This window comes from Edaphobacter aggregans DSM 19364 (assembly GCF_000745965.1).
Taxonomy (GTDB): Bacteria; Acidobacteriota; Terriglobia; order Terriglobales; family Acidobacteriaceae; genus Edaphobacter; species Edaphobacter aggregans.
The window spans coordinates 1-23,216 of sequence record NZ_JQKI01000085.1 but is presented as its reverse complement, the minus strand read 5'-3'; the positions used below and the strand labels follow the sequence as shown (position 1 = coordinate 23,216).

Below are 23,216 nucleotides of genomic sequence, written 5' to 3'. Positions count from 1 at the left end.
CCACAAGCTTCGTCACATGCGGCTTCAGCAGGTCATACAACCACGCAGCCCAGGTGCCCTCTTCAAACGTCAGATGCAGACTCCCGCGCAGCCCATGCACGAACTCGAGAATCGTAATCGCCTTGGTTTCGATGATGCTTTCCATCACCAGCTTGCCCGAAGAATTTAGAACCGCGATCGAGATCGAGTCCTTGTGAACATCCATTCCGATATACTTCGTGCCTTCCATAGAAGAGTGCTCCTTTCCGGCGGTGAGATGGCAACCGCTCACAGCCTAGTCCAAGGGGGCACCTTCTTATATTGCGTCGGCTTATCGGCAAGTAGATGTCAGTGTAGCTAGTTGCCAGACACCCTCTCAACACAAGCTGGTTCGACGTAGATGGTTTCTAAGTAGGACGCTTTACCGAGAATCTCTCCAACATCGATAGCCAACAACTCACCTTGAAAACCCATAATCGGGAACACCTTACCGATACATTGGATCAAGATTGATCTCGTTAGAAAACCAGGTTCGTCAACTACGCTGTCGGGAACAGCAATAATACGAACATTCTGTCCAATATGCATAGTTCCTCTGGGATGTAGTTCGATGTTGATGATATCCAAGGCTACACCAGCCTTCCTTCCCCGAAAGTCGGGTTTGCGGCAACTTCGAGCTGTTGGCTGCCCTTCGACGGCGGACTTGCGCTAACCAACGTTTTCGGGAACAAATCATTTCATTACACTCCTTCATATGAGTCAGTTTGTGCTGTTGATGTGTTTTTTATTCTCTGTGCTCGCCCTTGGAAATTGTCAATGGATTCTTCAGGACTCCCACACCACTGCCAGCCTCCGCGGCATCCACTCCATCGGCAACGGCATCGCATGGGCCAGCGGAACCGAAGGCACCATCCTCCGCACCACCGACGAAGGTGCAACCTGGCAGCGCTGCACCACACCACCCGACGCCGAAAAACTAGACTTCCGCGGAATTCAGGCCTTCGACCAGAACACCGCCATCGCCATGTCCTCCGGCAAAGGAGACCTCTCCCGCCTCTACAAAACCACCGACGCCTGCAAAACCTGGAAGCTCCTCTTCACCAACCCAGACAAAGATGGCTTCTGGGACGCGATTCAGTTCTCCAGCAACGACCACAAGCTTGGCGCGTTGCTCGGTGATCCCGTGAAAAACATATTTGTTGTTATGTTGACCTTCGATGGAGGAGACAAGCGGGAGCGGCAGACTCTCAACGCGACGGAAGACATCAATGGAGAGAGCGTCTTCGCCGCGAGCAATTCTTCTCTTCTCAACCCTCTTCCTGGCTATCGCAAATTCTGCACTGGTGGGTCCGGTGGCCCCCGCGTAATAAAGCTGGGAGGTGGTCCGTCCGATACCGGCAAGCACACCACTGGGAGGTTCAAATGGGATGCAGGCCTGGTTACGGAGCGACTGAAAAGCCTCAAACAACGGCCGTCGAGCGGCTGCTTTTCGATGGCTGAAAATCAGAGCGGCGTGATTGTTGCTGTCGGCGGCGACTACACGAATCCCAATGACTACAGCTACACCGCATGGACCAGCGCGCAGGGGATAAGCTCAAAAGCCGATGAGAGTTTCGAGTTTCATCTCGCCAATTACTTTCCCCACGGCTACCGCAGCTCAGTAGCCTACGATCTCACAACCAAAACCTGGATCACCGTAGGCCCCAACGGCACCGACATCTCCCGCGACGACGGCCGCAACTGGACCGCTCTCAAGCCCACCGCCCAAGACCAACCCGACTCCGACAAGAACTGGAACGCCCTCTCCCTCCCTTTCGTCGTCGGACCCCGCGGTCGTATCGGCAAACTCAATGCCAAGACACTAGCTCCATAACTTTGATCGAACTGCCTGTAAAGTCTCGATTTCGGTAACTTGCTGGGAACTTTCTCAAAACCCCGTTTCCGGGAACTACCCATTGACTTGGGATTGCCGGCAGGATTGCTTCCGAGTGTCCGACTGAAGCAGAGAAGACGAGACCGCTTGAGAGTGGGAAACCCGCAGCTCGCAAATTCGACCGGCCGCGGCAGTGAAGAGAGAAGCGCTGAACCGGAATCGAGGTCAGTTCATCAGCACCGTCAGGGGAGCGGCTCCGACAGATGGCATCGAGTTGATCAGGAAGCGGCTGCCATCGGGGGAGACGGCATATTGGAACAGTGCGATACGCGGTGCGATGATTCGCGTCTGGAAGAGGACGTGGGGAACGCCTGCCACCGGCTCGTCATGGGAGGTGTCGATCGCTACCGCCATGAGCTTTTTGTCCATGGTGATATAGAAAAGTTCTTTTCCATCCGCACGCCAGCGCGCTTGTGCGCCGCCATGATTGGATATCTGGATTCGCCTGCCTGGGCCGGGGAAACGACCTACATACACCTCAGAACCCTCTCCAGAGCCCGACGACCCAAGTCCGGTGAAGGCGATCCATTTCCCATCGGGAGAAAACTGTGCTTCCGCACCCGTTGCGTAAGTTGTCTGCGAATGGGTACGGAGGTCAAGAAAGTCCAGGCTCGGGGGCGCACCCTGCTGAAAGTTCATAAAAAGGAGAAAACGCCCATCCCCCGACCAGTCATTGGGAATCAGAAAATCGGACGCCGCCAGTCGCTCCAGTTTGCCGGAACCATCCGTAGCAGCAACGTCGATGTATTGAGAAGTTCTGGCATTATTGACTTCATAAGCCACCCTTTTGCCGTCAGGCGAGAGAACCGGAAATACTTCGGTCCCCCCATCCGAGACGCGGGTGCTTGTACCTCTGGCGAAATCGTAAATATGGATGTAGTGCTTGCCGTTGTGTTCCTCGTCGGAGGAGACTGCGAGCAGAGCGCCATCGCGGGAGAGAGCAGGATCGCGATAGCCGGTTCTGGGTAGTTCTTCCAGTTCTTTACCGGAACGGTCAAACCATGCGAGCCGGGAGACGCTTTCAGTTGCCGACTGGAAGACGACCACACCGTTGTCCGAAACCGAGAATCCGGTACGGGAAAAGGCCGGGGCCTCTTCCAGTTCCTGTCGCGAGACAGCTTCCGGCCGACCCGTAAGCTGCAGCCGTTTGAGATCGAACGACTGCGCCATAAGACTGCGGTCACGCACATAGTAGAGCCGCGAGGACGCGAACTGTGTGTTGCCGACGATCTCGGAAGAGATTAATTTGCTTTCCTGCGTACTTAGTGACCCGACATAGATTCCCTGCTTCTGAGCGGACTTCGAGCTCCCGAGAAGGAAATATAGAAAGTGGTCTCCATCCGGAAGAGCGGACGGCCAAAACGTCGGAGCGTTCGGCGCGTTGCCCTTCGTGACGAGCTGCGGTTCACCACCCGAGGCCGGTACCTTAAAAATTCCGATGTCGCCGCCGAGCCTGTTGTCCATCTGATATCCAGTGAAGATGATCGTGCCTCGATCGTTCCATGCCCCGCCATAGCCGCCGGGTGCGTCGCACAGGATCTGGACGGCACCGCTGCTCGGATCAACGCTCTTCAGCTTGGACGCCTGGAAGAAGCCCACTTGACGACTATCCGGTGACCAGAATGGCCACGTGGCGCCTTCGGTACCAGTCAATTGCTGCGCAGCTCCAGCGGCCAGGGACCGGATCCACAAAGCGGTGCCACCATCCAGTGCGGCAGCCACGAAGGCGAGCCGCCGGCCGTCGGGCGAGATAGCGAAATTGTAGGGAACGAACGAAGTAGAGGGCGGCGGAAGTAATGAAAGGCGAAGAGGCCGACTCTCCGCCGACTGTATGCTGCGCCAATGGGAAACGCCAAGCCAGGCCAACGTGGCAAAACACAGAGCCGCCACTCCCCACGCCAGTCTTCGCCCCAGTTTCCCCTCCAGCCTTCCCCGAGGACGCGGCGCGGGTTCAGACGCTTGCGTGAGGCGCACTCCTTCAGAGATCCACTTCAGCTCTCTCGACAAATCTCGCGAGCTTTGCCAGCGCTCCCCAGGGTCTTTCATCACGCAGCGGAGCACCACATGTTCGAGCACTGCAGGAGTGAGAGGCTGCAAACTGGACAAAGGCTGCGGATCTTTTTCCAGAATCGCAGCCGCGATGTTCAGCCTTGATTCGCCGGTAAACGGTCGTCTGCCCGATACCATCTCGTACAGCACGCAGCCAAAGCTGAAGATGTCGCTGCGAACGTCGGCGGGCTGCCCTTGAATCGTTTCCGGAGCCATATAGAGGAGCGTTCCCAGGATTGTGCCGCGCTCAGTGACTGGGACGCTAGGCGCGGGCAGAGCTGTCACACTCATTGTTGGCGGACACGGAGTCTGTGACGAAGCCCGAGAGACGGTAATGATCGTCGCGGTGACCGGCTTGGCCAATCCGAAGTCCATCAGCTTCGCACCAGATTTGGTGAGCATGATGTTGCCAGGCTTCAAATCCCTGTGGATGATGCCCTCCTGGTGAGCCTTGTCGAGAGCATCGGCAATCTCCACGCCTATCTTCAGCGCCTGCTGCAAGGGGAGCAGACCTGTAGTCAGCCGGTCAGCGAGGGTTTCGCCCTCCAGATACTCCATGACGATGAAATCGATTCCGTCCTGGGAACCGATGTCGTACAGGCAGCAAATATTCGGATGTGTGAGCGAAGAGACAGCGCGCGCTTCGCGCTCAAAACGCCGTTTCAGATCAGGATCGGACGAAAGATGATTGGAAAGAATTTTGATAGCGACGTCGCGTCCGAGACGCGTGTCCCGCGCGCGATACACCTCTCCCATTCCACCAGCACCAACCAGTGCGAGGATCTCGTACGGGCCGAGCCTTGTGCCTGGGCTTAGGGCCATGGTCCGACTCTTGTGGAAAAATCAAAAAGAGGTTTTTCGAGGAAGCTGCCGGCGCGCTCGTCTTCCATCAAAAGCTGTTCGACCATGTGCTTCAATTCCGGCTCATCACGGCAGGCGGCATCGAGAAATGCACGCCTAGCCTCGGGCTCCATCTCCAGAGTGTCGCCGAACGACTTCTCAACGGACTGTCTTTGCTGACCCATCTTTCCATCCGGTAGCAACAGAACGAGCTGTCCGGGCCCGCCATTCCACCAGCACCAACCGGGTGTGAGGATTCTCGTACGGACAAATCTAGGGCCCGGGGGGCAGGGCATGGTATGGGTGTGGATTATATCGCTCGGCTCAAATGCTCAGATAGGCGAAAGAGAACCCCCTCGCCCCAGCCATCTGCCGAGCCGCCCCCAGGAAACCTGATAACGCCGGATGATAAGTCGACTGCACGCGGAAATGATCTTTTTGCAGGCGATTGGGGGCGCCTCTCGGGTTGTGCCTGGATCTCGGGTAACCGGGAAGTGATCCCGAAACGCCTTTGAAGTCGGGTTTACATTGAGCAAGTTCATTCGGCCAGCGGGGTTCGGCGGGTCGAACTTGCCGAAATCCCCGTTTTCGGGATCTTCCATATGGCAAACGAAGACGTGAGAGCATAGCGTTACAAAATCAAGACGGCTCTGGTTTTATATATGCGAAGAAGGATCCTGATTGTTCTTGCTGTGATTGTGACGGTGGTCTGTTCGGTGGGTGGCTGGATGTACTACTCATTCAGCCACCTGTCCATACCCATTACGCCCGCCCAGACAAATGACATACAGCTAGCCTTCAAGGGTGCGCTCGGCGAAGCGATGTTCGGGTCGCGGGATAAACAGGTCGGTCCTGTCACCCAGGGACAGGGCTTGGACGCCTTATTCGCGCCTTCGAACGCTCCCAAAGGGGACGGGCTAATTGCCGACTACCAGAAGAACCCTGAGAAATACAAACGGTATGCTCAACTGTTCGACACCGCGGCAAACGCGAAGGACATCGGTAACGCGATAGAGTCCGAACACGCGAAGTACAAGTTCCCCTTGCTGAGCACTGAGATGGCCCCGAATGCGAGCGACCGCCTAGACGCTTGGGGACATCCGTACTGCGTGATCGCCCTCAAGAATGGACTTGCGATAGTTAGTGGCGGGCCGGATGCCAAGTCTTTCGTTTGCGAGGAACAGCGGATTGGAACGAAAGAGCTGTCTTCCGCCACGAGACAGATATTTCAGGATAGTCAAGGCGAAGTCATCGTTCTGGTTAGGCAGGCAGATGTCCGAGACCCGGACTAGAGTGGACGCACGGATCCCAGGTTCCTTCAAAGTCGCATTTTCGGCAAGTTCGGGATATCCAGCCCTGGAAGCGTCGAACTTGCCGAAATCCCCGTTTCAAGCACAACGGCTCCAAGTTGAAACTGCTGCTCGGGGTAATGTCCGAGTGGCCGACCACACGGACAGTAGCAAGATTTGTCATGCGGTGAAGTGCATTACAATCCCTACCGTATGCCTGCAAGAACAAGTAAATCACTGTTTATATCATTCGTCTTCATTTCGACGTTCTGGCTCTCACTTCGCGCTAACGCTGCACAGAACGAGCCAAAGCCTCTCAATCCAGCCGACCCACGTCTCAGTAACGTGTTTCGACCCAAGGCTGGGGACAAATCCCTTTCCTACAAACTGAGGCTTGACGAAACTGGTACGATCCTTGGCATCTCCATCTACCGCGAGGGAGAATCGAAGCCGGTGCAAGTATTGCCGAGTTGCACATTCCATCCCGACCGGGTCACAGACCTTTGGACGGATTTTCAATTAGCTACATTGGTCACGTTTCAAGACTTTAACTTTGATGGCTCTTTCGATCTTCAATTGGCGCAGAGCTACAGCATCTACCTCAACAACATGTCCTACTGCATATTCTTGTGGGACAGCCAAACCGGACGATTCCGTTACTCGCCTGAGCTATCGGTAATAGCCACCGGTACGGTTATCGGCGAAAACCCTAAGAGTAGAACGCTTCATACGTATAAGGAGCTTCCAGAGGGAAGATGGGAAGACAGCACCTACGGCTGGAACGAAGGAAAAGTGCAGTTGATCCAACAGAGCGGATTGTACGGTGATTGGTTCGGCACTGAAGCAGAAAAAGGTCCCTATTGTCGGGCCGTTTACTTTTCCTGCAGGAGACGGATCAAAGGAAAGCTCGTCGTCACACTCAAAAAGTGGATTTGCTCTCCAAGCGACGAAACGCCTAGTCCACCTGACTGTCCTGACTATCGACCATATCGATGAGGGTGTCGCCGCAGGAGTGTATTGCACGCGAGTAACCGGCCACCTGGAAGTAATTTCTGAGGTGCCGGAAAAGTCTCGATTTCGGTAACTTGCTGGGAACTTTCTCAAAACCCCGTTTTATGGAAACTACTGAAATCCGTCATTGCTTCGGCTAGACTTCTGCATGCCCAAACGAGCCACTTCATCACGTCCGACGTATAGATGGAAGACCAAACTGCAGGGCGTAACAAATGCCATACTCCCATCTCACACGACGCGGCCTAACCCGTTTGTTGCGGGTGACAAAGTATTCGCGTCTGTCTTTGCCCCGGGCGCGGTGTGCGCAGTCGATAGAGAGGCTGGAACTTTGCTCTGGATGATCAAGTTAGACTCCTACGCTGGTTCAGCAGTGTTCTCCAAGGACGGCTCGCTTTACGCCACAAGCTGCCGGACACTCTATGCATTGGATCCTGATACCGGCGCGATCCGCTGGGAATTTACGCCACAGACCGAACCGGGAGAATGGATATACTCGCAACCCGCTGTTCGAGATGGACTTGTATTTATCGGTGATCGTCAGGGGTATTTCCACTGTCTCGACGGGAAGACGGGAAAACCTATCTGGCGGCGGCTGACATCACGAGCATGTAACAACCAGGTGAACGCTACGGCAGTGATTGCGGGTGAACACGTCATTACTGCGAATAACGATGGCGCTGTGATCTGCTACGCGGTGCAAACTGGTGAGACTATCTGGCGCCGAAGATTGGCGGCGGGCTGCGTCAGTGAGTTGTTACTTCTTCGATCAAGAGTGATCCTAGGCGCTCGATCCCTGTATGCATTGGACCTTCGCACGGGGGCCGTTGATCTTGAGTTGAGCTTCCCCAAGAAGGTGGTCAAGTCGCTCACCGTTGCAGGTTCCCGAATCGCCGTGGTACTGGGCACGGATTTTCAGAGCGAGCCTTCGGCGTGGAATGAAACCTCGGCCTTTGCAGGCGAACTAGTAATGGTGAAGCGCGGTCGCGAGTTTGTCAGACGATCTCTGAAGGGTACGCCCTCACTCCGAACCTGCACCCAAACAGGGCTTGTATTCGCCCCCGAGTACACGCACATGAACGTCATCGATCCTTCAGACGGATCACTTGTGATGTCACGACGTGGAGAAATTGCCCTGCCTGACAGTTCAGACGCTCATTTGTATGGACTCACCAGAGGCGGAACTCTGTTTGCTGAACCAATGCAAATCTCCTAACGCCTGTAAAGTCGGGTTTTGGGAAATTACGGCCTTATCGCTTTCCAAGCCCGCTTTCAGGGAACTGCTGGTTCAGCTTCCCTTCAGCACTCTTCCAAGATATTCAAACCGAGTTTCGGTTCCCCAATGCATTCGACTCTCACTCTGTTTGTTTGTGACATAGCTTATGGAGCGATTCAGAAGGAACTCATAAACGGTCGTTTTTGATGTAAAGCCAGGCATGGAGGTTCCATGGATATCACTCGTTTCACTCAACGCAATGACAACTCTCTTCCCTTCGATTCCACCGAATTTGACGCGGGCTATCTTGCTCGCCTTTCCGGCGAACCTCAGTGTCTCGGGGCAACACCTGGCTGGCGAGCTGGTTGGGCTGACGCCGACGAGCTTGAGCCACGCAACGCCTGCGATCAGCAGAGCGAGCTAACGCTGCCGCTTTCTTTTCACCAGCTGCCACAGCATTGACGACGGGGATACTGTTCGCATCGCGAAGTAGGATCCCCTGAAGCGTGCAGGTTCGATTCGCGGTTGATCCCACGTTAACTCCTACATCTTTTTGATCGGATGTAGTCCGTACCTGGTGCCACTTTTCGAATTGAAGCGTATTCTGACTAACGGAGCATCTCTTGATCAACAGTTTGTCGATTGACCAATTTGCCAGCATTCTGCATGAGAACGTAAGTCCGACTGCACCCATTCAATCTCAAGAACACTTATTTGGGCGGGAGAAACAGCTTCAACAGGTACAGCAGGCTCTTTACGCACCTGGTCGCACTGTCTTCATCTACGGAGATAGAGGTGTTGGAAAAACTTCTCTGGCACAGACAGTCGCATACGCGCACCAGTCGTCAAAGCATGATCCGATTCTGTTAGCGTGCGATCCTGACTCCACTTTTGTAGGCACAATGGCAAGCGCGCTGGAGCAGATAAATCATCCCAGCGCGCAGGGTACGATTACCAGCATCTATGCTGCCAAGGTAGGCGTGAAGGGTTTTGGCCTTGATGTCAGCAAAACCCTTCATCAGGATGCGCCACCAAAAGCGGAATCAATGGCAAGCCTCAATGATGTAGTTGGAGCACTCATTAAGGCTGCAGCAGAGCGCAAAAACGAAGACACCGTAATTGTCGTAGATGAATTTGACCGCATATCAAATGACGTCGAGAAAGGTCAGTTCGCTGATTTTATTAAGCAAATAGGTGATCAGCGAATCCCGATGAGATTTGTTTTCTGCGGGGTTGCTGAATCCCTACAAACACTTTTGGGTGCACATGCATCTTGCTATCGTTACATCGAGAATGTTGAACTTAGAACTTTGAACTGGGATGCAAGATTCGAAATCATAGATAACGTAGCGTCGGCATTCAACGTGACCTTGGAAGGAAGGTCACGATATCGTATTGCTGCAATCAGTGACGGCTTTCCTCACTACATTCATCGGTTATGTGAGCATCTGCTGTGGGCAATGTTTCGCGATGAGAGAGAGGTTGATCATTCGACGATCGATCATTTCCGCATCGCAGTAGCTCAATCGGTTTTAGGTATCGAACAACACCTGAAGCATACTTATGATCAAGCTGTCATGAAGGATGCGCACGGATACGAACATGTTTTATGGGCAGTCGCAGATCATAGTGATCTGTTTCGCAACACAGAGGCGATCTACACGTCATACTGTGACTTGATCAAGAGTTTTGACGGTCAGGCTGAGATATTGGATCGCCCAACAGTAGTTTCTCGACTCAGTGCGCTCAAACGTCGACCATCTGGCAACATTTTGATGAGTCCGCGTAAAGGTTTCTATCAATTTAGAGAAAGCATTATGCGCGGCTATATTCGGCTCAGGGCAGAAGAGCAGGGCTGCGAACTCGCTTTAGATTATGCAGCCCCATCACGGCCGAGTACCGACCTTACCTGGCGGATACGACCTGCACGTCGAGGAAATTTCGGCACTGTTGCGGGTGATCGACGCAAGCTGGAGTATCCTGAGTAACGCGTCACCGGCAATTCTTCCCTCATACTCAATAAACCGCTATCACCTGGCGATTCGATCAATCATGACGGCGCCGTGGTTCCGTCATCGGCCTCGAGCCGGGCGATAACCGTATCGAGACTTCGTCGACGCCGAAACACTTTGGCTGGCCACTATCCTATTGCTTACTCGTCATGTTGATGGTGACGACGACGACGGCGTCAGCTTGAAGTAATCAGAGACAATGGCGACGAGGGTATCCGGTTTGAAGGTGCTGTTACCGAATGTCGTCTTCAACGACGCCAAAATGCCACCCCACTCCGCGCTTTCGGCCGGGAAAGAAGCCAAAAACTCCTTCAGATCTGAAGACACTGAGGCTCCGATGTCGGGCCCGGGCTCTCCTGGGAGGGTGGCCGCGAGCCTGAAGACGTCGGTGCGGTGCTTGTCGATGTCTTTCGAGTCGACCTTCTCTCCTTTGTTTTTCCGCCGAGTAAGGTCAAGCCAAGCTCTGGCTTTCAGAGGAATAAGAGCGGTCGGTGTTATGTATGGAGGATTGGCGTCTCGTTCACGATGATCGACGATGAGCTGATAGTACTCGGCGTCCAGAAGGATCGCTGAAAGGCTTGCCTCGTCCTCGCCGGCAGCAATGGGAACAATATTCTGACCTTCTCCCAATTGGATGTTCCGTGGTTGCCGGCAGAAGATTTCTATCATCGCCGGATAGGCATCGTCCTTCGGACGATAAAAGCGATAGAGTTCGCGCTCGCCCTCTGCCTTTTCCCGAACCTCATATTGTCCGGCCTCAATGAATTGCCAGAAATGGTCGACAAACGTTTGGTCCAGAGCCTCAATAATCAGGACAACGTCCAAATCTTTTGTGGCCCGAAATGGCAGGCCCTGGGAGGCCAGCCATTCGTGACATGCGACGCCGCCGATCAGCGCAAAAGAGTTGCGGTGCTGACTGAAATGCTCCTGAAACTTGTCCAATCCTTTTATCATCTGAGAGCCGAGTCTATAAGAGTGTTGAGTTCCTTCTGAATGCGTTCGTCAGCAGAGCTACGAAGCGAGAGATACACCGAGCAGGGATCAGCGACCTGCCTATTTTCAGAGAGAAGCATTGGATCGTAGGACCAAGACTCCATGCGAACCTCCGCGTCTTCACGGTTGGGAGACCCGAATAGATCGCCGCGCCGCAGTGCCTCGACAAGATGTTTGTCGCGCATTGCGAACGTTGGAATGGATTCATCCGTCAGCATGGTGTAGGAACTTAGCGCAGTCAGACCAGCTTCGACGGCCCCTGCTCCAGCATTTGCGCCCCAACGGGCCCACTCTGTGCGTCTGACCGGTGTCGCAAGAGATGGTTCTGCGTCGTGCCAAACGTCAGTTTTATTGCCCTTGAACCGAAGGAACAAAGATTTGCCAGCGCGTTCCACTTCGCAGATACCGGTACTTTGCAACTCCTCATGCGCTTTACTGATGGCCATTGCCGAGTAGTGCAATTCGGTTGCGATGCGGTTCAGAGGAATATTGTCGAGTGGGTTGCGAAGGAGATGGTAGAGAACGACCACCTGCGCCACCGGGGACAACCGGTCCTTCGGATGGGTACTCCGTCTTGGATATTGCTCTCGCAGATCAATCATGAGCATGGGGAGAAACATCTGCGTTCCGGGCACGATGAATGGGAGATGCCGTTGCACCATGCGATTGCGGACGTATGAGGGTACATTTTCGATGACAAGGATGACGTCTTCGAAGAGTACTTTCCGCAATCTTTCAATGTCTTGGGCATATTCGGTCGGCGACGGTTCTGATGTGTCTGGGTTGTTCTGGATGGCCAGAAAGGCTTTCCTGCCAAATAAATCAGCTCGAAGGATTTGATATTTTTCTCGTAGGAATAAGGGCAGCTTCGTGAGCGATTCTCGCCTTGCTGGCTCTAGCCATGGGCGATCGCCGACTATGGCGGTTAGGTAGTCGACGAGTTTTGCCTCAAGCATCGCTCCCATGACTAAACCAATATAGCACGATAAACGCAAATAGTTTAGAGAACAGTCTAAGTTTATGCATACTTAATAAACAGCACAAAACAAGATACTTGTTATGTTCAACGTTGTGGATGACATTCGCTTTTATTTCGCCTATGCTTCAATCCATGGCCGACCGAGAAGTTCCACCCAATACCGTTCTGCTTATGGCCGCCCTCATCGCGGCGGTGCGAACTGCGCGCTTCGATGCGTCGGAGTTTGAAGGCGCGAACAGCCCACGAATTATGTCCGAGGTCTATCAATCCCTCCAGCTGGCGAGGCTGGTGTATCGCCGTGCCGACGAGCTTAAGCTCGTCGAGATGTGAGGCACGGATGCACCAGGTCTATATCCATTGCCATCGCTACAAGGATTTGTGGTGGGTCCAATACCTGGAGCCTGATCTCAGGACTTCAGTACGCAACCGGATCGACCGATACACCGACTTTGAAAGCGTGGAGGAGATTTTGAGCCGTGTGCATATCGAACCAGAACAGAGGGCAAGGTTCGACGATAAGCGATGGGGCATTCAAGCCTGCTTCATTGATCTGACTGAAGAACAGTACACTAAGCTCAAATGTGCGGACGCTATTACCGAAAGAGCGACAAACAGAAGATCGCCGAGGCCTTCCACGTCAGCAAGGTAGATGACTTCCCTTTACCTCCGTGGGATTACAACGTCGCACCGACGACCATGCAGCCCATCATCCGCGCCAATCGTGACACAGGAGAACGTGAACTTGTGCAATTGCGCTGGGGCCTGATTCCCTTCTTTACCAAACAACTCTCCGACGTGAAAGGTATCTCCACAATCAATGCCCGCTCCGAGACTGTAGCTAAATCGCCTAGCTATCGTGAGCCCTTCAAGAAACGTCGCTGCCTAGTACCGGCATCCGGGTTTTACGAGTGGAAGAAGCTCGACGCGAAGAACAAGCAGCCATTCGGCTTCGACCTTAACCGAGGCGGGATGATGGCGTTCGCTGGCCTCTGGGACGCTTGGAAAGATCCGGCAGATGGCCGTTGGCTCCAGAGCTACACAATCATCACCACCGATGCCAACGAGATCATGATGCCGATTCATAACCGAATGCCGGTCATCCTCCACGAAGGCGATTTCAACCGCTGGCTCGAACGTGGTGAAGCCCACCAGCCGCCTATCGATCTCCTAAGACCATTTCCCGCTGATGAGATGGAGGCCTTCGAAGTCAGCAAAGACGTGGGCAACGTGCGCAACAACTCCGCCGACCTGTTGAACAGTAAGTGAGGTTTAAGCCGAGGGAGATAGGACGACCTCAACGATGGTAGACCCCTTGCAAGCAAAGTTTGAAGTCTTTACCGAAGACCTGTGCCGTATCTTCGGTGGGGTGCGAGCAATGCCCTGGCCATGCGAGAGCATCCGAGTGCGGGTTGACAGTGGAGACAGGCGGCCCGGACGAGATTGTGTTTTGTGTGCACTGGTGCCATGAGGACGCCGGGAACGCTTAGTTTCGTTACGAACCTCGGCAGGTGAATGCCCATGTCGTCCGAATACAAGCCGACATTTAAGAGATTTCAAGACGACGGAACAAATATTCCGAACCTGACGTAAGGCAAGGTGAGCAACCGAATTCCGGAAATGAGGCCTGCCGTGCCCTTGCGTCAACTAGCACTACTCTGTTGCATCATTCTTGGACCGATCAAGTTTGCTTTGGCGGAGGAATATGCCGCGGTGAATTTCCCGGAAAAACCGGGACCGCACGCAGTCGGGGTCAGAGTTGTCGAGCAGTATGACAGCTGGCGCAACTTTGGATCGGCAGTTGATCAGAAACCTGAGCCAGCGACCCAGACTGTACTTGCCCGACCATTGCAGACGCTCGTCTGGTACCCCGCGCAGAAGAGCGCTCGGACGGCGATGACCATGGGGGATTACGTCGCGTTGATGGACACAGAGGTAAGCTTCGGCACACCCCAGAGAACGCGAGATGGCGATATGTACTAAAGGCGTGGTTGCACGCATCCCTTGGACAATCTCTGTCAGCTGTACGGGATGCGAGCCTTGAGATGGGTCGATTCCCGGTAGTGATCTATGCTCCTAGCTTCTCTTCTTGGTCTTGGGAGAACGCTGACCTGTGCGAATATCTCGCAAGCTACGGATACGTCGTGATCGCGAGTCCAGGGATGGGCGAGAAGTCCCGCGAATCTACCCATGATCTGTCGGGTGTCAATGCTCAAGCCAGTGACGTATCGTTTCTAATTGGGTATGCCGCCTCACTGCCAAACACCGACATGATGAAGGTCGCTGCTATCGGTTTCAGCTGGGGTGGGCTTGCCGACTTGTTTGCAGCGTCGAGAGACAATCGAATTAAGGCGCTTGTAGGGGTCCCGTCAGAATTCGGACAACAGAGCACGCTAAGAAGATTGCGTGTCAATAGCATCAATAACTTACAAGAAGAAACATTGCACACGGTACGACAAGCGACGCGTCCCAATAAGTGGTTTGTTTTCTGTATTTACTGACCGTAACCGTACTTTATCGCCCGAATTCTGAGACGACCCCTTGATGGTCGAGAGCTTCTTGAATTCGAGTTCACTTTTGGCGAACCAAGGCACAATGCCCCAGCGCATCATCACCAGCTCGCGCTCTCCGGTATCCCGGCTGCGGCGAATGACGGGCTGGGGGTCACCCGGCGCGACGTTGTAGTTCGGCGCGATGATGCCGACGTTGTCCGCGGTGCGGCGCACATCGAAGTGCTCGGCAACCTGCTGCTTGTCGAAGAGGCTGTAGTAGCGACCGCACATTCAGCTCTCCACAGACCTGCACTCATGCTCCAGAAGAACCCATAGCGGCTTACCGATAGAGCCAGGCTGTGTAAGGTCGAAGCCGTACTCAAATCCAGAGTTGAGGCAGCAAAGCGCGTGCTTCGTCTCGGCATACTGCCTACGCACGACGTCACCATTCGACGCCGGGCGCACGATATACGGATTCAACTACATTTGACACGCAACTTTGCAAAAAACGGCCGGAGACAATCGCTCCGGCCATCGGTATCTGTACCTTCCCTAGAACCCATAGTGCAACGAGAACTGGATCTGCCGCGGCGGCGACCGGACGTCGGAGATCTGACCGAAATTGCTGTCGGTGATTCCGTTATCCGGGTTCTTGTAGCTAGCGATGTTCAAGGCATTGAAGAAGTCCGCGCGGAACTCCAGACGCTGCCTTTCTGTAATCGCGAACGACTTACCTGCCGTAAAGTCGTACTGTTGATATCCCGGCGCACGCTCTGTGCCCACGGCCGCGGTGCCGAAGGCATTCTGCTGCGACGTGGCATAGGCGCAACTTCCGTTGTCCCTTATCGCGCCGGTCGAATCGGCGAGGCAAGGCACAGCTGAAGCATCCGTACCAAACCAATTGTTCAGGCTGCGGTTTCGGACGGTCAACTTGCGGTAAACATCGGCACGCGAAGCGCGGTTGTTGACATTCGCCGTGTTCGGACCGTTGATTGTGACCGGCAGGCCGGTAAATGCGATAGCCGTACCCGTAATCTTCCATCCGCCAACTGCCTCATCGAGCAACCGGTTCATATTCGCGCCATATTGGCGTCCACGTCCAAACGGCAGCTCGTACACCGCCGTTCCAGAGAGGTTGTGACGCGTATCGAAGCCGCTCGGACCATAGTCCGCATGCCCGTTATAGCCGTTCTGCCAGTAGGCACTCGCGCCGTTCACGCTCGCCGTACCGAAGAACCCCGGGTTGTTCGTAAGAGCTTTCGCGTAGGTGTAGTTGACCTGGAACTCGAGCCCTTTCGACTGGCGACGGCGCACCTGGAATTGCCCGGCGTTGTAGTTCATCGTCGACTCAGCCTCGGTCACTACCACCGAGCCCGTCTGGCCGACCAGCGCAGCGTATGGTGCCGTTGTATTTGGCGCTCTCAGCTGATTGCCAGCACGCGCATCGATCAGGTGTTGTCCCGTCTGTCCTACATAACGTGTTGCTCGCCAATGAGCCAGAGACTGAGGCGGGAAATGCAGTCTGAACCGTAAGGGGAGTACCACCGCTCGTCGCCGAGGCCGAGACTGCCTGGTAGGTGTAGGAAGGCTGGAACGGGGGATTGAAGTTCAAACGGAGATTTGCCCCTGTGCCTTCCAGGTAGTTTGTAATCCCGTAGCCTCCACGAACCACGATGCGATCCTTCGGCTGATAGGCGAAGCCAAGCCGCGGCATGAAGTTCGTGTAGGTTGGATGATACAGCGCCCGGGAATCACCGAAGGCCGCACCGGCTCCTGTCTGACCGGCCACATAGTACACACCGGTCGCAAGATCCACGTTGCCCTGTTTGTTGTTCACCTCATAGATCGGCTGGTCGTACTCGTAGCGGATACCAAGGTTCAGAGTCAGGTTCGGCCGCAGTTTCCAGTCGTCCTGCATGAACGCTGCATCCCGATATTGACGCTGGCCGGAGCGTCCGATCTTCTCCGAGATACCGGCATAGTAGATATTGTTCGATACAAAGTCCGAGATTGTGGACCCCGTGAATGCACCCGCATACTGGATGCGTCCCATCACGCCGTCATTGCCGGGGTAGAAATTGTTCTGCTGATACCGCAGCACCTCTACACCAGCCTTTATGACGTGCTTGTTCAGTTGTAGCGTGACGTTGTCACCATAGGTGAACGTGTTGTCGATCAGGCTGCTCCCGCCAGCGAACGTACCGATTGCAGTCAGATACGTCTGGTTCGAACGACCCTGCCCATTGCCAAAGTCCTGCAAGGCGAAGCCCGGGTACGTTTGAGCTGAGTTAATGCCAACGGTAGCGTTTCCGTTGGCGAACTGACCTGTCGTATCAACCGGAACGCCCTGCTCCCACCGTACACGTGACCAGCCGCCACGTGCCTCATTAATCAAGCGCGGCGAAAAGGTATGAATCCAATTCACTGCTACGCCCTTGAACGGATAGCTATTCGTCGTCGGGAACGTTATGGCAATTGGGGTCTGCGGAGTCGCGTCTGAAGCCTCGCCCTGCAAGTACCGCACCATAAAAGAGTTCTGCGCGTTAGGCGTGTAGTCGATTTTCGCATCGCCTTGATCGTGCCGCACTGTATGACGGTAAGTCCCTACGTAGTTGTTCTGCGCAATCCCATCAGTCGGGGTACGGTTCGGTGCTGGATAAAACTCCGGATGATTCGCCAGATACGTCGCCACAGGATTCGTCACGGGAACCTGGTTGTTCGGGTAAGGCACCTGCCCCTGACCCGGTACATAGTGGGTAAGCTGCACTGGGAGCGAGGAGAAGTCGCCGCGCAGGAATGACGCAGGAATCACAGAAGCAGCCTGCGTTCCACCCTGGTGATAGCGCGTACCCTGGTAGTCCACGAAGTAAAAGAGCCTGTCCTTCTTGATCGGGCCGCCAAACGTGCCGCCGAAGATCGTCTGCGTGAACGGCTGGCGCGCGACACCGCTGAAATTGTTAGCCCACGTGTTCGCATCCAGGTTGTGATTCTCAAGAAACGCAAACGCTGAGCCGTGATACTGGTTCGAACCACTCTTCAAAACCGCGACCACATCGCCGCCGTTCACGTTACCGTACTCGGCACCTGCGTTCGACGTAATGACAGTCAGGTTACCGATCGCATCTGGACTCGGATTGTACCCAATCACATTGTTGATCGTCTCGTTGATCTCAACGCCGTCCAGTAGATAATTGTTGGTCTGGTTCCGATTTCCGTTAACCGAAACCTGTCCCCCCTGGTTCGTGTCCCGCTCGATTGCGTTCGTGTTGGTCATGCTCGTGGGCTCTGTCGTCACTTCTTCAGAATCCTTTCATCTCTTCTGTGCAAAATGAAGATGAGGAACTTATGTTAAGGGTTTTGGAGTCGAAGCATTCGAACTTTCTGATTTTTCGGACTTTTGTGGGCGTGTCAGTTCTCTGGCTGTCATTTGCTGGAACAGGATTGCAGTCTCAAACGAGCACGGGCAACTGGCATGCAAATGGTGGTCAGCAACAACCGTCAGCTTCCGATCTGGAGACCCCGGTGCGGCAAGTGCCGGACCCCGGAACGATCACTACGAGACAGACCATCAGTCCCGCTGGAGCCCAGAGCGTCTTTGAAAGCCGCGTCTACGCAATTACCTTTGGAAACTCCTCGAAGGAGTTATACGCAGCGACAGCAGGCGTGCTTTATAAACTCGACTGCCAATCGAACAAAGTGCTGGAGAAGTTGAAGACCACTGCGCCCGGACTGCAGGGTTTGACCTATGATCCAGCCTCTCAATGGGTCCTCATGACCGTAATTCGGGCGGACAAGAATGTAGAACTGGTCCCGAAGTGGAGCGGAGGCGCTCAGACAGCACCAATTCCACTCGGACAGAATGAGATTGCGGAGGTTGCGATATCGCCTGCCAATGCACCCGGGACACATTATGGAGTTGTCGCACTGACCTTCAATAATCAGGCCGCAATCCTCGATCTTTCTTCCGGCGCTGTCCTCTCAAAGGTAAAAACCGGAATTGCGCCTTTCGGCGCGATCATAGATGCCAAGAACACGAGCGCATACGTCAGCAACTGGGGTGGAAGGTTTCCGCGTCCGGGCGATTTAACTGGAAAGATGGGGCCTAAGCCCGATGCGGATAGGATGGTCGTCGATGTGCGCGGTGTCGCGGCCTCGGGAACGGTCTCTCGAATCGATTTGACGACGGGCAAGGTGACTGCTGAGATTGAGGTCGGTCTCCATCCGACTTCGCTGGCACTCGATGATACGCGCCACCTTCTCTATGTCACGAACAGCAATTCCGACACGATCTCCGTTATTGACACGGAGAAGAACGCGGTCGTAGACACCCTCTCTGTTGAGCCCTTCGTTCACGACGTGGCTGGAATCGCGCCCGAGGCACTTACGCTTTCAAAGGACGGGAAGCATCTTTATGTCGCCTGCGCCGGGATCAATGCGGTCGCAGTGTTTGGGTTGAATGGCTCCCAAATGAGAATGGAAGGTCTGCTTCCAACCGGCTGGTATCCTGACTCGATCCAGCTTAGCCCGGACGGGAAATATCTCGCTGTAGGAACGCTGCTCGGAGTAGGTTCGGGCTGGAAGCGATCTCCATCGAAACGCTGCCTCACACTCTCTCCAAGCTGCAGGTATGTTCATAGCAACCGTGGCACAATCCACGTAATCCCCGTTCCTGGGGCATCGGAGCTCCAACGATATTCCGCTGCGGTTTCGGAGAACACCCGCCTACGGCTCAAACAGAAGGGCGCCGTAGAACCGACTGAGAAAAACGCAGCATCGAATCAGGCAATACCCGTGCCACTCCGTGCCGGTGATCCATCTCCAATCAAGCACATTATCTACATCATCAAAGAGAACCGTAGTTACGACCAGTTCTTTGGTTCTCTTGGAAAAGGTAACGGCGATCCTTCTTTAGAGCAATATTCGAACGATGTCATTCCTAACCATCGGAAGCTGGCCAGAGATTATGTGCTTCTCGATAACTTCTTCGCTACTGGTGGTAACAGCGGCGATGGCCATCAATGGGTCACACAGGCCAACGAAACGGACTATAACTACCTGCCAGGTTATGGTGGGCGCAGCTATGCCGAAGACGGCGATCCCATGGATGGCGCACGTGGAGGCTTCATCTGGAATGCGGCAATCGCAGCAGGGAAGACCTTTATCGATTTTGGAGAATATACGGGGGATGATGCGCGAGAGTTTCCGATCCAGACAAAGGAACGGTTAGGGTTCCTCGAACACTTCAAGAATGATGCGACATACGTTCCAAGTATTCCTAACAAGGCAAACATGGATTCTATGGATCCGTACCTCGTGAAGGACTATCCGCTTTGGTCCTTGGGCGTACCGGATGTACTTCGCGCTCGCATCTTCACGAAATACCTGAAGCGGTGGGAAACCCAGAGCAGCATGCCCGACCTGGTCATGGTGCAATTACCAGCAGACCACACGGCAGGCACCCGGCCTGGGTTTTCAACTCCGAAGGCATGTACGGCCGATAACGACTATGCACTGGGCATGCTAGTCGATGAGGTGTCTCACTCGATGTTCTGGGAATCGACGTTGATTTTAGTCGTAGAGGACGATGCCCAAGATGGTGTAGATCACGTTGATGGACATCGCACTGTTGCCTTGGCAATCAGCCCCTATATCAAGCGCGGCTCTGTCGACTCCACCTTCTATTCACAACCGAGCATGCTCAAGACGATCGAATTGATTCTGGGACTAAAAAATATGTCCCTCTTCGATCTCATCGCGAATGACATGCGAAACAGCTTCCAGGCTCAACCAGACCTAACTCCATACACGGTTCAGGTACCCAAACAGTCCCTCTATGAAGTCAACCCTTCAATGCAGTCGCTTTCTGGGCAGGCACGAAGGGATGCGGAGGCTTCGCTTCGGATGAACTTTAGTGTTCCGGATGCCGCTCCGACGGAGAAGCTAAACCGAATCTTGTGGAGAGATGCCAAAGGTTGGAATGCGCCATACCCGAAGGTGACTCATGCTGTTTTTGCGCCTTACTCAAATGATCTCGATGACGATGAAAAAGAAGAAAGGTACAAACATCGATAAGTGGATGTCGTGGTCCCAAAAAAATCGATCGTTTGCTCTTTTACGCGGCATCAATACCGGAGAGTCGGGCATGTGTTGACCAGAGGTTGGATCAACACATGCGCGTTTTAAGGGTCCATCCTGTCGGCTCACGCTTGGCAACCCAGAAGTCGAACTTGGAGGTTTGCAAGCTCACAAATGATGCGGACATGCTTCGGGACTAGAATCGACTTGTGCGAACCCCTATCATTGCTGCAAACCTCCTCTTATTGCCGCTATCTCTGGCTCTGACCGGCTGCGGCAAGCCTTCTTTGGATGTGGACCCACCCCTGACCACCATCGGACAGGCAACGCCTATTGCAGTCCACGTCCACGATACCCACGGCGTCAGCAAGCTCACGGTCACCTTGGTGCAGAACGGCGCCCAGTATCAGGCCTGGCAGGCTCCCGCTGTCTCGAAAAACGCCGACACCACTTTCAACTTCGAGGTCGGTGTCAAGACCACACCCCAGTTACATGATGGTCCTGCCCACCTGATCCTTGAAGCCACGTCCGGCGGCCTGTTCCACAGCACCGCCCATTGGGAGCGCGAGGTTAGCGTAGTCACCCAGCCGCCCGTCGTCAGCGCGGACTCGGACCAGCACTACCTGTACCTCGGCATGGCCGATTTAGCCACGATGAATGTCACCGGCCCCTACACCTCTGCGGGCGTCCGGGTCGGGAACCAGACCTTCCGGGCCTGGCCGATGCCCGGCGGCAAGCCCGGTCTCTTCTCTCTGTTCGCGTTTGCCTGGAACATGCCTCCCGGTACGATACCGCTGGCCTACGCTTCGAACGCAGCCGGCAACGACGTGACGACGCCGTTGACCGTCGTCTTCCCTAAGAAGGAGCAGCCCGTCTACACACAGCACGAGATTCAGGTCTCCGACCAATTCATGCAGAAGGTTCTGGGCGAGCTTGATCCCAATGGAACTGGCGACCCCGTCGAACGCTTCGTCAAGATCAACGCCGAGATGCGCAAGTCCAACAACAAAACTCTAGCCGACCTGCGCTTCAAGACCGCCAATCAGTTCCTTTGGCATCAGCCATTCACGCGCCAGTCGCACTCTCAGGCCGAGGCGACCTTTGCTGACGTGCGCAGCTATATCTACCATGGCAAGAAGATCGACCAGCAGGTGCACCTCGGTTACGATCTCGCCGTCACCCAGCATGTTGGCGTCGAGGCCTCGAATGACGGCCGTGTCGTCTGGGCCGCCCCGCTCGGGATCTATGGCAACTGCATTGTGGTCGACCACGGATATGGCTTGCAGACCATCTACGGCCACCTAAGCCGGATCGACGTACACGAAGGCGATATGGTCAAGCGTTCGCAGATTATGGGATTGAGCGGCATGACGGGAATGGCAGGCGGCGACCACGTCCACTTCGCTATGCAGCTCGATGGTGTTCAAATCGATCCCAAAGAGTGGTGGGACGCGCACTGGATCCAGGACCACATCGTCCGCCGCGTCGATCTGCCCGAATCCGGCAAATAATTTGGGGGCCAGTCCTCATCCGGCGATGGAGGGAGACGGTATTGGTTTGAGCCGCGGACAGGGCAAACGTGCCTGAATTCCAGAGTCCGATGACAAAACTCATGCCTGCTTCGTCCGTGTGCGCTCCTGAGCAAGATCGTGTTTCACATGGAAGCGACGGTACCGGTCAAGAAGGGATGCTGGTCCGCGGGCTCGCAGGAAGACGAGATTTCCTTCAAAACGCTTCTTGTCGATGATAGCTCCGCCTTCGAGCGAGGCGAGGATGGCACCTTCGGATTGCGGGAGACGAAAACTGGATTCGACAAGCGGGTCGACCACGAGTGCTGCATCGATCGCTATCAAGAGTTGTTTAAGGCCGGTGTGCTGAAGCGAGGAGACGAGAATCGCTTCGCGGTCGCTTGAAAGGTGGGCGAGTTCCTGGGCTGGGACGAGATCGGCCTTGTTCAATACTTGGATGACCGGCCTGGTCGAGACGGCAAGCTCGGTCAGGACCTTTTCAACCTGAGCTTTCCGCTCTTCACGGATGGGGCTGGCGGCGTCTTGGACGTGGAGAAGTATCTCGGCTCGCTCAACCTCTTCAAGAGTGGCACGGAAGCTCGTAACGAGCGTGTGGGGAAGGTTGCGGATGAAGCCAACCGTATCGGAGAGTAGGATCTTGCGGCGGGAAGGAAGTTGCAACTGCCGCAGTTTGGGGTCGAGCGTGGCGAACATCCGGGCCGATTCGAGTACGCCCGCCTCGGTGAGCCCTATGAGAGGGGATGTCAAGGAAAGATTTCCCCTCCGTCCTCTCCGAGAGGAGATGGATGTGGCGATTGGCATCCGGCCCGATCTCAGATCTGG

At 54.7% G+C, this 23,216-nt stretch carries 19 protein-coding genes and 2 pseudogenes; 12 read left to right on the top strand and 9 right to left on the bottom strand.

Going from position 1 to position 23,216, the window contains the following annotated elements; translation table 11 throughout:
- Positions 1-229, bottom strand: a pseudogene (locus Q363_RS22955) (hypothetical protein); the annotation flags it as partial.
- 107 nt (positions 230-336) lie between these two features.
- Positions 337-606, bottom strand: a complete 270-nt coding sequence (locus Q363_RS22950) for a hypothetical protein (RefSeq protein WP_035355262.1) — start codon at positions 604-606, stop codon at positions 337-339.
- Between the two features lie 148 nt (positions 607-754).
- Between Q363_RS22950 and Q363_RS22945 the strand changes: the two genes are divergently transcribed.
- Positions 755-1,852 carry a WD40/YVTN/BNR-like repeat-containing protein gene (locus Q363_RS22945; protein WP_035355278.1) on the top strand — a complete coding sequence of 366 codons (1,098 nt, stop codon included), beginning with the start codon at positions 755-757 and terminating at the stop codon, positions 1,850-1,852.
- Between the two features lie 225 nt (positions 1,853-2,077).
- Here Q363_RS22945 and Q363_RS36625 read toward each other — a convergent pair whose 3' ends face one another.
- Both Q363_RS36625 and Q363_RS22935 read right to left on the bottom strand, forming a co-directional pair.
- Positions 2,078-4,783 carry a protein kinase domain-containing protein gene (locus Q363_RS36625; RefSeq protein WP_051979179.1) on the bottom strand — a complete coding sequence of 902 codons (2,706 nt, stop codon included), beginning with the start codon at positions 4,781-4,783 and terminating at the stop codon, positions 2,078-2,080.
- The gene (locus tag Q363_RS22935; RefSeq protein WP_035355260.1) at positions 4,774-4,986 is read right to left on the bottom strand and encodes a hypothetical protein; all 213 of its coding nucleotides are present in this window, start codon (positions 4,984-4,986) and stop codon (positions 4,774-4,776) included. The genes Q363_RS36625 and Q363_RS22935 overlap by 10 nt, the downstream gene beginning before the upstream one ends.
- 477 nt (positions 4,987-5,463) lie before the next feature.
- Here Q363_RS22935 and Q363_RS22930 point away from each other — a divergent pair, with 477 nt between their 5' ends.
- The 5 genes from Q363_RS22930 to Q363_RS22910 all read left to right on the top strand — a co-directional run bounded on the left by Q363_RS22930 (position 5,464) and on the right by Q363_RS22910 (position 10,305).
- Complete coding sequence (locus Q363_RS22930; protein ID WP_035355257.1) at positions 5,464-6,093, top strand: hypothetical protein; 630 nt, start codon at positions 5,464-5,466, stop codon at positions 6,091-6,093.
- 210 nt (positions 6,094-6,303) lie between these two features.
- On the top strand, positions 6,304-7,086 hold the full coding sequence (locus tag Q363_RS22925; protein WP_035355254.1) for an XAC2610-related protein: 783 nt from the start codon (positions 6,304-6,306) through the stop codon (positions 7,084-7,086).
- A 163-nt stretch (positions 7,087-7,249) separates the two neighbouring features.
- The gene (locus Q363_RS22920; protein WP_157467400.1) at positions 7,250-8,317 is read left to right on the top strand and encodes an outer membrane protein assembly factor BamB family protein; all 1,068 of its coding nucleotides are present in this window, start codon (positions 7,250-7,252) and stop codon (positions 8,315-8,317) included.
- Positions 8,318-8,548: 231 nt separating this feature from the next.
- On the top strand, positions 8,549-8,779 hold the full coding sequence (locus tag Q363_RS22915) for a hypothetical protein (protein WP_035355250.1): 231 nt from the start codon (positions 8,549-8,551) through the stop codon (positions 8,777-8,779).
- 161 nt (positions 8,780-8,940) lie between these two features.
- Positions 8,941-10,305, top strand: coding sequence for an AAA family ATPase (locus Q363_RS22910; protein WP_035355248.1), 1,365 nt, complete (start codon positions 8,941-8,943; stop codon positions 10,303-10,305).
- A gap of 171 nt (positions 10,306-10,476) precedes the next feature.
- Here the strand turns inward: Q363_RS22910 and Q363_RS22905 are convergent, their stop codons facing one another.
- Complete coding sequence (locus tag Q363_RS22905) at positions 10,477-11,271, bottom strand: hypothetical protein (protein ID WP_157467398.1); 795 nt, start codon at positions 11,269-11,271, stop codon at positions 10,477-10,479.
- Between the two features lie 8 nt (positions 11,272-11,279).
- Entirely contained in the window at positions 11,280-12,278 is a 999-nt protein-coding gene (locus tag Q363_RS22900) for a hypothetical protein (RefSeq protein ID WP_035355247.1), read from the bottom strand.
- 155 nt (positions 12,279-12,433) lie between these two features.
- Between Q363_RS22900 and Q363_RS22895 the strand changes: the two genes are divergently transcribed.
- The 4 genes from Q363_RS22895 to Q363_RS46665 all read left to right on the top strand — a co-directional run bounded on the left by Q363_RS22895 (position 12,434) and on the right by Q363_RS46665 (position 14,799).
- Positions 12,434-12,631 carry a hypothetical protein gene (locus tag Q363_RS22895; RefSeq protein ID WP_157467396.1) on the top strand — a complete coding sequence of 66 codons (198 nt, stop codon included), beginning with the start codon at positions 12,434-12,436 and terminating at the stop codon, positions 12,629-12,631.
- 249 nt (positions 12,632-12,880) lie between these two features.
- Positions 12,881-13,567 (top strand): SOS response-associated peptidase, encoded by a 687-nt coding sequence (locus Q363_RS22890; RefSeq protein ID WP_035355244.1) that lies wholly within the window; start codon positions 12,881-12,883, stop codon positions 13,565-13,567.
- Between the two features lie 363 nt (positions 13,568-13,930).
- The gene (locus Q363_RS36620; protein ID WP_157467394.1) at positions 13,931-14,281 is read left to right on the top strand and encodes a hypothetical protein; all 351 of its coding nucleotides are present in this window, start codon (positions 13,931-13,933) and stop codon (positions 14,279-14,281) included.
- Positions 14,282-14,343: 62 nt separating this feature from the next.
- Positions 14,344-14,799, top strand: coding sequence for a dienelactone hydrolase family protein (locus Q363_RS46665; RefSeq protein ID WP_157467392.1), 456 nt, complete (start codon positions 14,344-14,346; stop codon positions 14,797-14,799).
- Here Q363_RS46665 and Q363_RS36615 read toward each other — a convergent pair.
- Together Q363_RS36615 and Q363_RS22880 are read right to left on the bottom strand one after the other, a co-directional pair.
- Positions 14,725-15,081, bottom strand: coding sequence for an SOS response-associated peptidase family protein (locus tag Q363_RS36615; RefSeq protein ID WP_051979176.1), 357 nt, complete (start codon positions 15,079-15,081; stop codon positions 14,725-14,727). The genes Q363_RS46665 and Q363_RS36615 overlap by 75 nt on opposite strands.
- 261 nt (positions 15,082-15,342) lie before the next feature.
- A pseudogene (locus Q363_RS22880) lies at positions 15,343-18,064 on the bottom strand (outer membrane beta-barrel protein).
- Between the two features lie 47 nt (positions 18,065-18,111).
- Here Q363_RS22880 and Q363_RS22875 point away from each other — a divergent pair.
- Together Q363_RS22875 and Q363_RS22870 are read left to right on the top strand one after the other, a co-directional pair.
- A complete protein-coding gene (locus Q363_RS22875) occupies positions 18,112-20,862 on the top strand; it encodes a bifunctional YncE family protein/alkaline phosphatase family protein (RefSeq protein WP_157467386.1) in 2,751 nt (916 codons plus the stop codon).
- Positions 20,863-21,074: 212 nt separating this feature from the next.
- The gene (locus Q363_RS22870; protein ID WP_035355243.1) at positions 21,075-22,376 is read left to right on the top strand and encodes a M23 family metallopeptidase; all 1,302 of its coding nucleotides are present in this window, start codon (positions 21,075-21,077) and stop codon (positions 22,374-22,376) included.
- A gap of 99 nt (positions 22,377-22,475) precedes the next feature.
- Here the strand turns inward: Q363_RS22870 and Q363_RS22865 are convergent, their stop codons facing one another.
- Positions 22,476-23,141 (bottom strand): GTPase, encoded by a 666-nt coding sequence (locus Q363_RS22865; RefSeq protein WP_245632402.1) that lies wholly within the window; start codon positions 23,139-23,141, stop codon positions 22,476-22,478.
- Positions 23,142-23,216: the final 75 nt, after the last annotated feature.